At 75.6% G+C, this 13,849-nt stretch carries 14 protein-coding genes; 8 read left to right on the forward strand and 6 right to left on the reverse strand.

The window, feature by feature from the left end:
- The first annotated feature begins 10 nt into the window (after window positions 1-10).
- Window positions 11-433 (forward strand): PH domain-containing protein, encoded by a 423-nt coding sequence (locus AGRA3207_RS05315; RefSeq protein ID WP_231333428.1) that lies wholly within the window; start codon window positions 11-13, stop codon window positions 431-433.
- Window positions 434-466: 33 nt separating this feature from the next.
- On the opposite strand, the gene AGRA3207_RS05320 is transcribed toward AGRA3207_RS05315, so the two are convergent.
- Both AGRA3207_RS05320 and AGRA3207_RS05325 read right to left on the reverse strand, forming a co-directional pair.
- Entirely contained in the window at window positions 467-679 is a 213-nt protein-coding gene (locus tag AGRA3207_RS05320) for a hypothetical protein (RefSeq protein ID WP_231336547.1), read from the reverse strand.
- Window positions 680-748: 69 nt separating this feature from the next.
- Entirely contained in the window at window positions 749-1,867 is a 1,119-nt protein-coding gene (locus tag AGRA3207_RS05325) for a glycerophosphodiester phosphodiesterase (RefSeq protein WP_231333429.1), read from the reverse strand.
- 213 nt (window positions 1,868-2,080) lie between these two features.
- Between AGRA3207_RS05325 and AGRA3207_RS05330 the strand changes: the two genes are divergently transcribed.
- Both AGRA3207_RS05330 and AGRA3207_RS05335 read left to right on the forward strand, forming a co-directional pair.
- Complete coding sequence (locus AGRA3207_RS05330) at window positions 2,081-3,619, forward strand: alkaline phosphatase D family protein (RefSeq protein ID WP_231333430.1); 1,539 nt, start codon at window positions 2,081-2,083, stop codon at window positions 3,617-3,619.
- 78 nt (window positions 3,620-3,697) lie between these two features.
- Window positions 3,698-4,153 carry a hypothetical protein gene (locus tag AGRA3207_RS05335; protein ID WP_231333431.1) on the forward strand — a complete coding sequence of 152 codons (456 nt, stop codon included), beginning with the start codon at window positions 3,698-3,700 and terminating at the stop codon, window positions 4,151-4,153.
- Window positions 4,154-4,161: 8 nt separating this feature from the next.
- Here AGRA3207_RS05335 and AGRA3207_RS05340 read toward each other — a convergent pair whose 3' ends face one another.
- The 3 genes from AGRA3207_RS05340 to AGRA3207_RS05350 form a co-directional block, all read right to left on the reverse strand.
- Window positions 4,162-5,622: an FG-GAP-like repeat-containing protein gene (locus AGRA3207_RS05340; protein ID WP_231333432.1), complete on the reverse strand. Its 1,461-nt coding sequence runs from the start codon at window positions 5,620-5,622 to the stop codon at window positions 4,162-4,164.
- 69 nt (window positions 5,623-5,691) lie between these two features.
- On the reverse strand, window positions 5,692-6,486 hold the full coding sequence (locus tag AGRA3207_RS05345) for an aldo/keto reductase (protein WP_231336237.1): 795 nt from the start codon (window positions 6,484-6,486) through the stop codon (window positions 5,692-5,694).
- A gap of 113 nt (window positions 6,487-6,599) precedes the next feature.
- Entirely contained in the window at window positions 6,600-7,352 is a 753-nt protein-coding gene (locus AGRA3207_RS05350; protein ID WP_231333433.1) for a FadR/GntR family transcriptional regulator, read from the reverse strand.
- A 222-nt stretch (window positions 7,353-7,574) separates the two neighbouring features.
- Here AGRA3207_RS05350 and AGRA3207_RS05355 point away from each other — a divergent pair, with 222 nt between their 5' ends.
- Together AGRA3207_RS05355 and AGRA3207_RS05360 are read left to right on the forward strand one after the other, a co-directional pair.
- Window positions 7,575-8,993: an APC family permease gene (locus AGRA3207_RS05355; RefSeq protein WP_231333434.1), complete on the forward strand. Its 1,419-nt coding sequence runs from the start codon at window positions 7,575-7,577 to the stop codon at window positions 8,991-8,993.
- On the forward strand, window positions 8,993-9,901 hold the full coding sequence (locus AGRA3207_RS05360; protein WP_231333435.1) for an acetamidase/formamidase family protein: 909 nt from the start codon (window positions 8,993-8,995) through the stop codon (window positions 9,899-9,901). Before AGRA3207_RS05355 ends, AGRA3207_RS05360 begins: the two co-directional genes overlap by 1 nt.
- Before the next feature lie 31 nt (window positions 9,902-9,932).
- Here the strand turns inward: AGRA3207_RS05360 and AGRA3207_RS05365 are convergent, their stop codons facing one another.
- The gene (locus tag AGRA3207_RS05365; protein ID WP_231333436.1) at window positions 9,933-10,739 is read right to left on the reverse strand and encodes a GAP family protein; all 807 of its coding nucleotides are present in this window, start codon (window positions 10,737-10,739) and stop codon (window positions 9,933-9,935) included.
- A gap of 159 nt (window positions 10,740-10,898) precedes the next feature.
- Between AGRA3207_RS05365 and AGRA3207_RS05370 the strand changes: the two genes are divergently transcribed.
- From AGRA3207_RS05370 to AGRA3207_RS05380, 3 genes are read left to right on the forward strand one after another with little or no spacing between them, the layout of a single operon-like run.
- A complete protein-coding gene (locus AGRA3207_RS05370) occupies window positions 10,899-11,612 on the forward strand; it encodes a (Fe-S)-binding protein (RefSeq protein WP_231333437.1) in 714 nt (237 codons plus the stop codon).
- A gap of 5 nt (window positions 11,613-11,617) precedes the next feature.
- Window positions 11,618-13,213: a lactate utilization protein B gene (locus AGRA3207_RS05375; protein ID WP_231336238.1), complete on the forward strand. Its 1,596-nt coding sequence runs from the start codon at window positions 11,618-11,620 to the stop codon at window positions 13,211-13,213.
- Window positions 13,210-13,824: a LutC/YkgG family protein gene (locus tag AGRA3207_RS05380; protein ID WP_231333438.1), complete on the forward strand. Its 615-nt coding sequence runs from the start codon at window positions 13,210-13,212 to the stop codon at window positions 13,822-13,824. Before AGRA3207_RS05375 ends, AGRA3207_RS05380 begins: the two co-directional genes overlap by 4 nt.
- Window positions 13,825-13,849: the final 25 nt, after the last annotated feature.

Below are 13,849 nucleotides of genomic sequence, written 5' to 3' on the forward strand. Positions count from 1 at the left end.
CGGTGGCGGCATGGAGGGTGACATCGAGGCCGCACGACGCTGGCGGGTGCCGGCGAAACAGATCGTGGCCGAATGCGCGGCGGCCGCGGCGGTGGCGGCGCTCGCCGTCCTCGGCGCCGGGGACGTCCAGATGCTGCTGCTGGCGGGCGTCGCCGCGGCGGGGCTGGCCGCGCTGGCGCTGCGCGACCTGCTCGTCCCCGTCCGGGTGGCGGCCGACCGGGAGGGCCTCACGGTGGTGACGGGCTACGCGGGCCACCGCCGCGTCCCCTGGGACGAGGTGACCGCGATCCGGGTGGACGAGCGGCGCCGGCTGCTCCTGCGCACCCGCCTCCTGGAGATCGAGACCGCGGACGACCTCCACCTGTTCAGCGCCTTCGACCTCGGCGCCGACGTGCACGACGTGGCCGACGAGCTCTACCGCCTCCGGCCCTGACCGCGGCGGGGGCGGTGCGCGGCGGCCCGGCGGTCAGTCCATGTCGAGCTGGGCGAGGTCGACAACCTCCGCCAGCTGCTCCACGGTCGGGTAGTAGCCGACGAGCGCGCCGCGTCTGGTCACCAGGAAGGCCGTCTCCCCCTGCACCCCCGCGCGGTCGGCCCAGGCCCGGTGCGCCCCCGTCAGCCGCACCGCCACCACCTGGAGCCCGTCCGGCCCGGCCCAGCCTTTCCGCTCATCCCCCATGCACAGAACGTTACGCTCTGTGACTTTCTGCGATAAGACCAGGTCAGGGGAGGGTTTCGGATACGGGGTTCAGCCGCCGAGGAGGGCGCCGCGGGCGGTGACGGCGGTGTCGGGGTTGTCGCTGAACAGGCCGTCGACGCCCGCCTCGAAGAACGCGTCGTACTCCTTGAGGGCCCGGCCGTAGTCGGACGGGACGGTCCCGGAGCGCAGGTCCGCGGGCAGGAACTGGTTCTCGTTCCGGAACGTGTAGGGGCCGACCTTCAGCTTCGCGGCGTGGGCGTCCTTCACCAGCGTGGTCGGCCGGCCGAGCGTGCCGTCCCCCTTCAGCGGGATCACCAGCGACTTGTCGGGGCCGATCCATCGCGCGTAGCCGCGGATCTCCCGCAGCCCCGCCGGGGTGATCATCTCGGCGAAGGTCGGGCCCTTGCCGGTCGCGACCGTGTCGTAGGGGGCGCCGCCCGCCGACAGGTCCTGGAGCCCGGGGACGCGCAGCGACCGGTGCAGGATGCGCAGGCTCGACGGCTCGAACGACTGGACGATGGCGCGCCCGTCCCCGCTGTCCAGGCCGTTGTCCTTGAGCGCCTTGACGAGCCCGGCCTCCAGCGGCAGCCCGATCGAGCGGAAGTAGGTCGGGTGCTTGGTCTCGGGGATGACGCCGATCCGGCGGTGGTACCTGGCGCTCAGGCCCTCGGCCAGGTCGATGACCTCCTGGAGGGTCGGCACCCGGTAGAGGCCGTCGTAGAGCGTGTTGCGCTGCCGGACCGAGGGGAGCCGCTCGACGGCCCGCAGCGTCCTCAGCTCGGCGAGCGTGAAGTCCTCGGTGAACCAGCCGGTGACCTTCGTGCCGTCGATCGTCTTGGTCGTCCTGCGGGGCGCGAACTCGGGGTGGTCCCCGACGTCGGTGGTGCCGCCGATCTCGTTCTCGTGCCGGGCGACCAGCACGCCGTCCTTGGTGGGCACGAGGTCGGGCTCGATGTAGTCGGCGCCCATCCGGACGGCCAGCTCGTAGGACCCGGCGGTGTGCTCGGGCCGGTACCCGGCCGCGCCCCGGTGCCCGAAGACGACCGGTCCCCCCGCGTGCGGCGCGGCCTCGGCGGCGCCCATGGCGGCCCCCACGACGCCGCCCGCCGCGGCGACCGGCAGCAGCACCGCCGCGGCCGCCAGGAGCACCGCCCTCTTCCCCGTCATGCGCGCGACCATGTCGGCTCCTCTCGCGGCGGCGTCCCGCGCGTCCGTCGCCGGAGATCACCGCCGCGGGGACCGTACCGCCGCCACGGTGACGCCCGGGGCAACCGTGACCGGCGGCCCGGTGAACGGCCCTGGCGGGGCGCCACGGCGACTTCACGCCCCGTTGCCGTGATGGTCGGTTCCGGCTCAATCGGGTGATCTGCACTGAGTGGTGTGGACATAACACGCAGGACGTTCCTGGCCACCACATCGCTCGGCCCGGTCACCCATGCGGGGACCGGCCTCCGCACCTCCCGTGCCCCCCGGAACGACCCGTTCGAACTGGGAGTGGCGTCCGGGGATCCGGACCCGGGCGGATTCGTCCTGTGGACGCGGCTCGCCCCCCACCCCCTCGCGGACGACGGGCACGGCGGCATGCCGGACCGCGACGTCACGGTGGAGTGGCAGGTCGCCGAGGACGAGCGGTTCCGGCGGGTGGCGCGCGGCGGCCGGGTGACCGCGCGCCGGGAAGGCGCACACAGCGTGCACGCCGAGGTGGGCGGCCTGCGGCCGGGCGCGGAGTACTTCTACCGGTTCCGCGCGGGCGGGCACGTCTCCCCGACCGGGCGCACGCGGACGGCCCCGGCGCCCGGCGCGCCGTCCCCGCTGACGTTCGGGGCCGTGTCGTGCGCCTGCTACGAGCACGGCTACTTCACCGCGTACCGGCGGCTCGCCGAGCGGCATCCCGACCTGGTGGTCCATCTGGGCGACTACCTGTACGAGGACGCGGCGGGCGCGCACGAGACGCTGCCGATCGTCCGGCGGCACACCCCCGGCAAGTGCCGGACGCTCGCGGACTACCGCCGCCGCCACGCCCAGTACCGCGCCGACGGCGACCTGCAGGCCGCGCACGCCGCCGCGCCGTGGGCGGTGGTCTGGGACGACCACGAGGTGGAGAACAACTGGGCCGGGAACGTTCCAGGATCGACGGTCCCGGGGTTCCCCGCGCGCAAGCGGGCCGCGATCCGCGCCTACTACGAGCACATGCCGCTGCGTCCGTCGGCCTACCGGGACGGCCGGATCCGCCTGACGCGGCGGCTGGACTGGGGCGCGACGGCCGCTCTGCACCTGCTCGACACCCGGCAGTACCGCTCCGACCAGCCCTGCGACGACGGGCTGCGGGAGGGATGCGACGACCGGCTGGACCCGCGGCGCGCGCTGCTCGGCCCCGCCCAGCTCCGCTGGCTGGAGTCGGGCCTGCGCGGATCCCGCGCGCGCTGGAACGTCCTGGCCCAGCAGGTGTTCCTCGCCCAGCGCGACCACCGGCTCGGCCCGGGGCGCCGGATGGCGCTGGACGGCTGGGACGGCTACGCCGCCGAGCGCGACCGGCTCATGGGCGCGCTGGTCGCGTCCCGGGCGGCCAACCCCGTCGTCCTCACCGGCGACGTCCACGTGGCGCACGCGTGCGACCTGCTCGCCGACTTCGACGACCCCGCCTCGGCGCGCGTCGGGGTGGAGCTGGTCGCCACGTCCGTCTCCAGCGACGGCGACGGCTACGCCGACCCGGTGGAGAACGCCGCCGTCCGCGCCGAGAACCCGCACATCGCCTTCATCGACCAGCGCCGCGGCTTCGTCCTGGCCCGGGCCGGCGCGGACGAGCTGCGGGCCGAGTTCCACACGCTCCCCCACGTCACCCGCCGGGGCGCCCGGTCCTCGGTCGCCGCCGCCTTCACCGTCCCGTCCGGCGCGCGCTCCCTCGGCGCCTGGCGCTGACCGGCCGCCCCCGGCGGGAACCGGGGACACGCCGGTCGCGTCCAAGGTCTGTCCGATGCCGCGTCCGAAGGAGGGATCATGGCGGCCATGAGACTCCGCCCGTTCCTGGTCACGCTGCTCATCCCGTGTGCCGCCGCGTCGGCGGCGTGCGGATCGGGTGCCTCCGCGGGCACCGGCGACCCGGACGGCCCCGCGACGGTCCAGCCGGGTGCGGTGTTCACGCTCGCGCCGGGGCAGACCGCCCGGCTGAGCGGCGGGGGGCTGACGGTCAGGTTCGACGGCGTGAAGAACGACAGCCGGTGCCCCACCTCCGTCGACTGCGTGTGGGCCGGCGACGCGACGGTGACGGTGTCCGTCACCGCCGGGGACGGGCGGCCGGCGGCGCGCGAACTGCACGTCACCGCGCCCGCCGCGACGACGACGGCCGTCCCGGGATACGTGGTCGCGCTGGTCGGCCTCACGCCGGAGCGGCACTCCGAGAGCCCCGTCCCTCCCGGCGACTACCGCGCGCGGCTCCGCGTCGACAAGCGCTGACCCCGGAGTCAGCCCAGCGCGTATCCGGTCAGGCCCCGCGGCGCGAACGGCAGCGGGCGCGCGGCCGCGTACGGGCCGGGCAGCGACAGCACCGCTCCGGCGAAGCCGTGCGCGCCGGGCGCCCCGACCAGCAGCGTCCGTCCGCGGACGGCCAGGGCGTCGCCGAACCGGCTGTAGCGGCCGAACGGTGACGTGATCGTCCTCGCCCGCCCCTTCCCCGGGAACACACGGACGGTGCCGTCGCCCGGGGAGCCCGCCGCGAGGTCGGGGACGCCGTCGCCGGTGAGGTCGCCCGCGGCGAGCGCGGAGCCGAGACGGTCGTAGCGGCCCGCCCCGGTCCGGGTGGGGCCGAGCTGCCGCATGCCGGGCCCGGCGAGGACCTGCACGGCGCCCTCGGCGTAGGCGGCCGACCCGGCGCGGTCCTCGCCGGGCGCGCCGATCGCCAGGTCGTCGCGGCCGTCGCCGTCGAAGTCGGCGGCGGCGAGCGCCGAGCCGAACCCGTCGGCGCGCTCGGCGGTGCCGTCCACGTCCGGCTCGTCCTGGGAGACATAGTTCGCGGACCGTTCCAGCGGGTCGAGGACGGTCACCGTCCCCGCGCCGCGCGCACCGTCGCCCGGGGCGCCGGTGGCGATCTCGTCGCGGCCGTCACCGTCGAAGTCGCCGGCGGCGAGGACGGTCCCGAAGCCGTCGGTGGCCGCCGCCGACTGGTCCACCCACCCCGTCCGCTGCGTGACGAGGGGGCCGGGGCGCAGCCCGCGGCCCCGGAGGCCGAAGACCGCGACGCCACCACCGCCGTCCAGCCCGGGGGCGCCGACGACCAGCTCGTCGTCGCGGTCGTGGTCGAGGTCGGCGGCGACGAGGGACGCGCCGAACCTGGCAGTTCCGGGGGGTGTGGGGGGTCGTCCCCCCACAAGTGATCGGGCCGTTCCTCGCCGCCGGAGCAGGGAGCGGACGGTCAGCACCGGCCCCGGCCCCGGCCGCAGGCCCGACGGGGAGCCCGCGAAGACCTGCACGGCGCCGTCGCCGTCGGCCCCCGCCCGGCGGGCGCCGTCGACCTGGTCGGGGACGCCGACCGCCAGGTCGTCGCAGCCGTCCCCGTCGAAGTCGCCGGTGGCGAGCGCGGCGCCGAACCCGTCGCCGCGCCGCGCCGCCGCGTCCCGCGACAGCCAGGTCACGCCCGAGGCGGTGCGGACCGCCACCGCGCCCGCCCGGACCCGGCCGCGGACGGCCGCGTACGGGGCGCCGGCGGCCAGGTCGGAGGCGCCGTCGCCGTCGAAGTCGGCGGGCGCGTCACGGGGGGCCGCCCGGCACGGCCCGGGCGGGGCCGCCACGGCGGCGGCGGGCACGGGCATGCGGCCGTGGGCGGGACGGAGGGCGGCCACGGGCGCGGACGCTCCGGCGGCCGCCGCCAGCGCGGCGACGGCGGCCAGGCGCGCCGCGGGCGCGGCGCGGCGGGGGACGATGCTCACGCCCGCACCGTTCCCGCCGCGCGGAACGCACGATCACCGGGCGGGTGGCCGGGCGGTGAACCCGCGCGGTCAGCCCGTGACGTTGAACGTGGCGGGGTCCGGGCCCAGGCGGACGCCCTTGTCCAGGTCGCCGATCGCCTTCATGTCGTCCGGGCTCAGCTCGAACCCGAACACGTCGATGTTCTCGGCGATCCTGGACGGGGTCACCGACTTCGGGATGACCACGTTGCCGATCTGGACGTGCCAGCGCAGCGCGATCTGGGCGGGCGTGCGGCCGTGGGCGCGCCCGAGGGCCGTGAGCGCCGGGTCGTCCAGCAGCCCGCGTCCCTGCCCGAGCGGCGCCCACGCCTCGGTGCGGATGCCGTGCTCGCGGTGGAAGGCGCGCAGGCCCGCCTGCTGGAAGTAGGGGTGCAGCTCGATCTGGTTGACCACCGGGACCACGTCGGTCTCGTCCAGCAGCCGCCGCAGCGTCTCGACGGTGAAGTTGGAGACGCCGATCGAGCGGACGCGGCCGTCGGCCTTGAGCTTCTCGAACGCGCGCCAGGTGTCCAGGTACAGGCCGCGGGACGGCGTCGGCCAGTGGATCAGGTAGAGGTCCAGGTACTCCAGGCCGAGGCGGGACATGCTGGCGTCGAAGGCGCGCAGCGCGTCATCGTAGCCTTGGGCGTCGTTCCACAGTTTCGTGGTGACGAACAGCTCCTCGCGGGGGATCCCGGACTCGCGCAGGGCGCGGCCGGTGCCCTCCTCGTTCTGGTAGGCGGACGCGGTGTCGACGCTGCGGTAGCCGCTCCGCAGCGCCGTCGTCACCGCGGCCTCGGCCTCGGCGTCGGACACCTGGAACACCCCGAAGCCGAGCTGCGGCATCGCGTTCCCGTCGACGAGGTCGACCTTCGGTACGGTCACGGTCTCACGTCCCCCCTTGAGCCTGCGCGTGCGGTGGCGATCGTGCCCATGAAAGCACGGTCCGAACCCGCTGGTCAGCGGTCCCCTCCCGCCGTCTCCGGCGGGACGGGCGGCGCGGCCCGCCCGGCGAGGCGCCGCAGGGCCTCCTCGGTGATCGCGAAGTACCGGGCGGTGACGCGGGCCGCGCCGTCGGCGTCGCCGCGCGCGATGGCGTCGGCGAGCGCGTGGTGGTGCGGCCGGGCCTCGTCGCGGGCCGGCCAGGTGCAGGGCTCGGCCGACACGCCGAGGCCGACCTCCGGCAGCAGCCCGTCGTGCAGCCGGACGAGGCGCGCGTTGTGGGTCGCGCAGGCGACCGCGCGGTGCAGCCGGACGTCGTGCTCGCGGGCCTCGCCGGGCGTCCGGGCGGCGTCGAACGCCGCCAGCGCGGCGGCGATGGCGGCGCGGTCGCCCGCGTCGGCGCGCTCGGCGGCGGTCCGGGCGATCAGGCCCTCGATGAGCCGCCGGTAGTCGAACAGCTCCTCGAACTCCTCCCACCGCTCCAGCAGGGCGCCGCGGACGGCCGACTCCCCCGCCTCGCCCCACGCGGCCACGACGAACGCGCCGCCGCGCCGCCCGCGGCGGATGTCCACGAGGCCGGCGCCGGCGAGGGTCCGCAGCGCGGCGCGCACGCTCTCCCGGCTGACCTGCAGCAGCGACGCCAGCTCGCGTTCGCTCGGCAGCCGGTCGCCGAGGCCGTACTCGCCGAGCGCCATGGCCGTGGCCAGCCGGTGCGCGACCTGCTCGGCGGTGCGCGCGGGCCGGAGCGGGCCGAGCGCGTCGCTGCCCATCGCGGCTCCTCGCCCTCGACGCCGGCCGGGGCGGACGTCCCGCCCGCGACCGCCAACTTCCCGGAAAGGTCTAGATTTTAGACCTTTCACCGCTTATTCTCACACCCGCATCCGTCCGGCCAGCGCCGGAGGAAGGACCGCGGACCCGCACCGGCCACCGCCGGAGAGCCGTCCCCGGTCCTCGACGCCCGCGAAGCCAAACCCTGAAAGGCGCGTGCGCACATGACGACCCGCTCCGAGCCCGCGGGCTCCCCGGCCTCCGGCTCCGGTTCCGATCCGGGCGAGGCCACGCTGGAGTCCTTCGGCTACTCCCAGGAGCTCAGACGCTCGCTGCGGCTGCCCGACCTGGTCGTCTACGGCCTGGTGATCATGCTCCCGATCGCACCGTTCACGATCTTCGGCGCGGTGTTCAACGAGTCCAAGGGCATGGTCGCGCTGACCTATCTCATCGGGCTGGTCGCGATGCTGTTCACCGCGCTCAGCTACCGGGAGATGTCGCGCGCGTTCCCCATCGCCGGGTCCGTCTACTCCTACGCCGGGCGCGGCATCAACGATAAGGTCGGCTTCCTCGCGGGCTGGGCGATCCTGCTGGACTACCTGCTCGTCCCGACCCTGCTGTACGTGATGAGCGCGGCGGCGCTGAACGCGCTCATGCCGGAGGTCCCGCAGTGGTCCTGGGTGGTGATGTTCGTGGTGGTCAACACCGCGATCAACCTCCTCGGCATCGAGTCGACGGCGCGGCTGAACCGGCTGTTCCTGCTCGGCGAGCTGGTGGTGCTGGCGCTGTTCGTCGGGTTCGGCGCCGCCGCGGTCGCGCGGGGCGAGAACGGCGCGCGCTTCTCCCTGGACCCGCTGGTGAACCCGGACCTGCTCACCCCCGGCCTGATCTTCGGCGCGCTGTCCATCGCGGTGCTCAGCTTCCTGGGGTTCGACGCGATCTCCACCCTCTCCGAGGAGGTCAAGGACGGTGACCGCAGGCTCGTCGGGCGCGCCACGCTGGTGGCGCTGTGCGTGGTCGCGGCGCTGTTCGTCCTGCAGACGTGGATCGCGGCGCTGCTGGTGCCCGGACGCACGGAGTTCACCGGCGACGACGCCACCAACTCCGCCTTCTACGACATCGCGTGGATCGCGGGCGGCGGCTGGCTCAAGCAGACGACGGCCGTCGCCGCGGCGCTGGCCACCGGCATCGCCAACTCGCTCGTCGCGCAGGCCGCGACGTCCCGGCTGCTGTTCAGCATGGCCCGCGACCGGAAGCTGCCCGCCTTCCTCGCCTACGTCCACCCGGTGCGCCGGACGCCCGAGCGCGCCATCCTGTTCGTCGCCGCCCTGTCCCTCGCCCTCGGCCTGTTCTTCACCGGGCAGATCAGCCTGCTGTCGCAGCTGGTGAACTTCGGCGCGCTGTTCGCGTTCCTGATGCTGCACGTCGCGGTGTTCGTGCACTTCCGGCTCCGCAACCGCAGTCCCCGCTGGCACCTGCACGTCGTGGCGCCCGCGGCGGGGCTGCTGATCACGGGTTCGGTGCTGTGGAACGCCGACGCCGACGCGAAGACCGGCGGCCTGGCCTGGCTCGGCATCGGCGTCCTCGTGCTGCTGTTCTACCGGCTGTCCGGCCGCGGTACCGACCTCGCCCTGGAGGACTGATGCACATCCGGCGCACCAGCGCGCACACCGTCTGGGACAACGCGATCCCGCCCGTCGCCGCGCTCGTCCCCGGCGCCGAGATCACCGTCGACACCGGCGACGCGAGCGGCGGGCAGCTCGGCCCCGGCTCGGGCACCGCCGAGGTCGCCGCGCTCGACTTCGACCGCGTCAACCCGGTGACCGGGCCGTTCCTGGTCGAGGGGGCCCGCCCCGGCGACGCCCTGGAGGTCGAGATCCTCGACATGACGGTCGGCGGCTGGGGCTGGACGGCCTGCATCCCCGGCTTCGGCCTGCTCGCCGAGGACTTCCCCGATCCGCACCTGCGCATCTCCACGATCGCCGGCGGGGCCGCCGAGCCGCTGCCGGGGCTGCGCGTCCCGGTCGTCCCGATGATCGGCACGATCGGGGTGGCGCCGCCCGAGCCCGGCGCGCACTCGATCGTCCCGCCGCGCCGCTGGGGCGGCAACATGGACATCCGGCACATCGGGCCCGGCGCGCGGCTCGTCCTGCCCGTCGGGGTGGACGGGGCGCTGCTGTCCCTCGGCGACGCGCACGCCGCGATGGGCGACGGCGAGGTCTGCGGGACCGGGGTGGAGACCGAGGCGTCCGTCCGGCTCCGGGTGGGCCTGCGCCCCGGCGCCGCCCCGCCCGCGCCGGTCGTCGAGACCGACCCGCGCACGCACCGGGCCGGCGCCGCCCTCGCCACCACCGGCATCGGCCCCGACCTGCTGGGGGCCGCCAGGGACGCGACCCGCCACCTGGTGGACGAGGTGTCCGCCCGCACCGGACTGGCCCCGGTCGACGCCTACCTCCTCGCGAGCATCGCCGCCGACCTGAAGATCTCCGAGGTCGTCGACGTCCCCAACTGGGTCGTCTCCGCGCATCTGGAGCTGTCCCTGCTCGGCTGACGGCGCGCCGGCCGGGCCCGCCGACGGGCCGTCAGCCGATGAGCCCGCCGATGCCCTGTCCCAGCAGGACGACGCCGATGACCAGCAGCAGGACCGAGACCGCGGTCCGGCGCTCGCTCTCCACCCACGCCCGCAGCGCCTCCAGCCTCGGCCGCCACCTCCCGGCGTCGGCGAGGTAGAGGATCACCGGGACGGCCACCCCGCACGCGGCGAGGACGGAGAACACCGCGACCGCCACGACCTCCTCGCCGAGGCTCAGCAGCCCCAGCGACACGGCGATCCCGGCTGCCACGAACATCAGCAGGTTCACGGGGCTGAGGACGGCCAGCACCAGCCCCTGCTCGGCGGCCTTCAGCGGCGTGACCCCGTCCAGGGGCGCCGGGCCCTCGCGGCCCGTCCCCCGGGACGTCCACTGCCGCACGGCGAGGGTCAGGACCAGCACGCCCAGCAGCAGCACGATCCACGACACCGGCGTCTTCGGCCCGCCGGTGTCGGAGTTCATCCCGATGCCGTTCGCGATCACCACGAGCAGCGTCGTCACGGCCACGATGCCCGCCGTCCACCCCGCCAGGAACCCCAGCGCCGCGTTCCTGGCCCGCGGCGCCAGCAGCAGGGCCACGACCGCGGTGATCGGGATCGGGCTGAGCGCCACCCCCAGCGTGAGGGGCAGCAGCGCCCGGATGACCTCGCCCATCTCGCTCCCCGTCGTCCACCTCCCGCCGCTCGCCCCGACGGCCATACCCACCTCGCCGGAGCCCACCCTCACCTGCGGTGACAGGCCGGGCAGGGACCGCGCGAACTTCTCGGCGGCGCCGGTCGTTGACCCCTTCGGGTTCACCGGCAGGGCACGACCGCCGTCGAGCGGACCCGCCAGGACGGCCGGTGGCCCGGGTGGGGACGGTGCGCTCAGCGCACGGTCCGGGCACCGGCCGTTCCCTGACTGCCGCGGCACCGATCGGGTAGGACGACGTCGGGCGGGCGTGAGGGGAGGCGGCGGTTGAAGATCGCGCTTTTCGTCACCTGCGTGAACGACACCCTGTATCCGGCGACGGGACGGGCGGTGGTGCGGCTGCTGCGCAGGCTCGGGCACGACGTGGACTTCCCGCGGGCGCAGACATGCTGCGGCCAGATGCACCTCAACACCGGGTACCGGCGGCAGGCCGTCCGCATGGTGAAGGGGTTCGCCGAGACGTTCGCGCCCTACGAGGCGGTGGTGACGCCGTCGGCGTCCTGCGGCGCGATGGTCCGCGAGTGGCACCCCCGGCTGGCGCCGCGCGCGTCCGGCGTCGCGTCCCGCGTGTACGAGCTGTCGGAGTTCCTCGTGGACGTGCTCGGCGTCACCGACGTCGGCGCGTACTTCCCGCACCGCGTCGCCTACCACCCCACCTGCCACTCGCTGCGGATGCTGCGCGTCGGCGACCGGCCGCTGCGGCTGCTGCGCCGGGTCCGCGGCATCGACCTCGCCGGCCTCCCGGACGCCGCCGAGTGCTGCGGGTTCGGCGGGACGTTCGCGCTGAAGAACGCCGCGGTGTCGGCCGCGATGTGCGCCGACAAGGTCGCCGCCGTCCGCGGGACGCGGGCCGAGGCGCTGTGCGCGGCCGACAACTCCTGCCTGGCGCACATCGGCGGCGCGCTCAGCCGCACCCGCGCGGGGGTCCGGACCGTCCACCTGGCCGAGATCCTGGCCTCCACCGAGGAGGACCCGCTGTGACCGCGATGCCCACCTACCTCGGGATGCCGTCCTTCCCGGACGCGGCGTCGCGCGCGGTGGACGACGCGCGGCTGCGCGCCAACCTGGCCCGCGCCACCGGCACGATCAACGGGCGCCGCGCCGCCGCCGTCGCGGAGCTGGAGGACTGGGCCGCGCTCCGCGCGTCGGGACGGCAGATCAAGGACCACGTCCTCGCGGACCTCGGGCACTACCTGCGGCTGCTGGAGGAGAGGTTCACGGCGGCCGGCGGGACCGTGCACTGGGCGCGGGACGCCGCCGAGGCGAACCGGATCGTCGCCGGGCTGGTGCGGGCGACCGGCGAGACCGAGGTCGTCAAGGTCAAGTCGATGGCCACCCAGGAGATCGGGCTGAACGAGGCGCTCGCCGCGGAGGGCGTGACGGTGTGGGAGACCGATCTCGCCGAGCTGATCGTCCAGCTCGGCGGCGACCGGCCCTCGCACCTGCTCGTCCCGGCGATCCACCGGAACCGGTCCGACATCCGCGACATATTCCTGCGCGCCATGGACGGCGCGCCGGAGGGCCTGACGGACGAGCCCGCCGCGCTGGCCGAGGCCGCCCGGCGGTACCTGCGCGCCAAGTTCCTGTCGGCGAAGGTCGCGATCTCGGGCGTGAACTTCGCCGTGGCCGACACCGGGACGCTCGTCGTCCTGGAGTCGGAGGGGAACGGGCGGATGTGCCTGACGCTCCCCGAGACGCTCATCTCGGTGATGGGCGTGGAAAAGGTCGTGCCGACCTGGCGGGACCTGGAGGTGTTCCTCCAGCTGCTCCCCCGCTCGTCCACGGCCGAGCGGATGAACCCCTACACCTCCGCCTGGACGGGCGTCCACCCCGGCGACGGGCCGCGCGACGTCCATCTGGTGCTGCTCGACAACGGCCGCTCCGACGTCCTCGCCGACGGCGTCGGGCGGCAGGCGCTGCGCTGCATCCGCTGCTCGGCGTGCCTCAACGTGTGCCCGGTGTACCGGCGCGCGGGCGGCCACGCCTACGGCTCGCCCTACCCGGGGCCGATCGGCGCGATCCTGTCGCCGCAGCTCAGGGGCGTCGGATCGGAGCTCGACGCCTCGCTGCCCTACGCGTCGTCGCTGTGCGGGGCGTGCTTGGACGCATGCCCGGTCGCGATCGACATCCCCGAGGTGCTCGTGCACCTGCGGTCCCGCGTGGTGGAGCAGGGGCCGCGGCGCCCGCTGGAGCGCGCCGCGATGGCGGCCGCCGGGTGGGTGCTGCGCTCCTCCGCCCGCCTGGCGCCGGCCCAGCGCGCCGCGTCCGCGTCCCGCCGCCTGATCGCCCGCCGCGGCCGGATCCGGCGGCTGCCCGGCCCGCTCGCCGCGTGGACCGAGACCCGCGACGCACCCGCGCCACCCCCCGAGTCGTTCCGCGCCTGGTGGGCACGCACCCACGGCGGCACCGACGGCGACGACACCCACACCAGGGCAGACGGCGGCACCGACGGCGGCGGCATCCGCAGCGCTCACGGCGGCACGAACAGCGGGGCGAACGGCGCCACGGACGGCGGCGCTCACGGCGGCGGCGGAGGTGACTCCGGCGGCGGACGCGGCTCGGGCGGGCGGGTGGGATCGTGAGCGCGCGGGAGGAGATCCTGCGGCGGATCGAGCGGGCCGCGCCCGGGCGTCCGGAGGCCGAGATCGCGGCCTCCTACGGCCGGATCGAACGGGGTTACCTGCGCCGCCACCACGGCGAGGGCGTGCTCGACCTGTTCGCCGCGCGGGTCGCCGACTACCGCGCGGCCGTCCTGCGCGTGCCCGAGGCGGACCTCCCCGCGGCGGTCACCGGGCGGCTGTCCGCGCGGCCGGGCGCCGTCGCGGTCCCGGCCGGGCTCCCCGCCGCGTGGACGGCGGGCGCCCGCGTCGTCCGCGACCCGCCCGTCCGGGACCTGGACGGGCTGGCCGGCGCCGTCACCGCCTGCGCGGCCGCCATCGCCGAGACGGGCACGATCGTCCTCGACCACGGCCCGGACCAGGGGCCGCGCGCGCTGTCGCTCGTCCCGGACTTCCATCTGATCGTCGTGCGGGCGGGCCAGGTCGCCGCCGACGTCCCCGAGGCCCTGGAGCGGCTCGACCCGCTCCGCCCCCTGACGCTGGTGTCGGGGCCGTCCGCGACGAGCGACATCGAGCTGTCCCGCGTCGAGGGCGTGCACGGGCCGCGGATCCTGGAGGTGCTGCTCGCGGGGTGACCCGCCGGTCCGCGTCCGGCACCGG

It is taken from the genome of Actinomadura graeca (assembly GCF_019175365.1).
GTDB classification, from domain to species: Bacteria; Actinomycetota; Actinomycetes; order Streptosporangiales; family Streptosporangiaceae; genus Spirillospora; species Spirillospora graeca.

What these genes read in the sequence shown, in the direction of transcription:
- AGRA3207_RS05350 (WP_231333433.1), bottom strand. Translation starts at nt 7,352, where the DNA reads ATGGGCAGCGACGCGCTCGGCCCGCTCCGGCCCGCGCGCACCGCCGAG.
- AGRA3207_RS05335 (WP_231333431.1), top strand. Translation starts at nt 3,698, where the DNA reads ATGGCGGCCATGAGACTCCGCCCGTTCCTGGTCACGCTGCTCATCCCG.
- AGRA3207_RS05360 (WP_231333435.1), top strand. Translation starts at nt 8,993, where the DNA reads ATGCACATCCGGCGCACCAGCGCGCACACCGTCTGGGACAACGCGATC.
- AGRA3207_RS05325 (WP_231333429.1), bottom strand. Translation starts at nt 1,867, where the DNA reads ATGACGGGGAAGAGGGCGGTGCTCCTGGCGGCCGCGGCGGTGCTGCTG.
- AGRA3207_RS05315 (WP_231333428.1), top strand. Translation starts at nt 11, where the DNA reads ATGGAGGGTGACATCGAGGCCGCACGACGCTGGCGGGTGCCGGCGAAA.
- AGRA3207_RS05375 (WP_231336238.1), top strand. Translation starts at nt 11,618, where the DNA reads ATGCCCACCTACCTCGGGATGCCGTCCTTCCCGGACGCGGCGTCGCGC.
- AGRA3207_RS05355 (WP_231333434.1), top strand. Translation starts at nt 7,575, where the DNA reads ATGACGACCCGCTCCGAGCCCGCGGGCTCCCCGGCCTCCGGCTCCGGT.
- AGRA3207_RS05345 (WP_231336237.1), bottom strand. Translation starts at nt 6,486, where the DNA reads ATGCCGCAGCTCGGCTTCGGGGTGTTCCAGGTGTCCGACGCCGAGGCC.
- AGRA3207_RS05320 (WP_231336547.1), bottom strand. Translation starts at nt 679, where the DNA reads ATGGGGGATGAGCGGAAAGGCTGGGCCGGGCCGGACGGGCTCCAGGTG.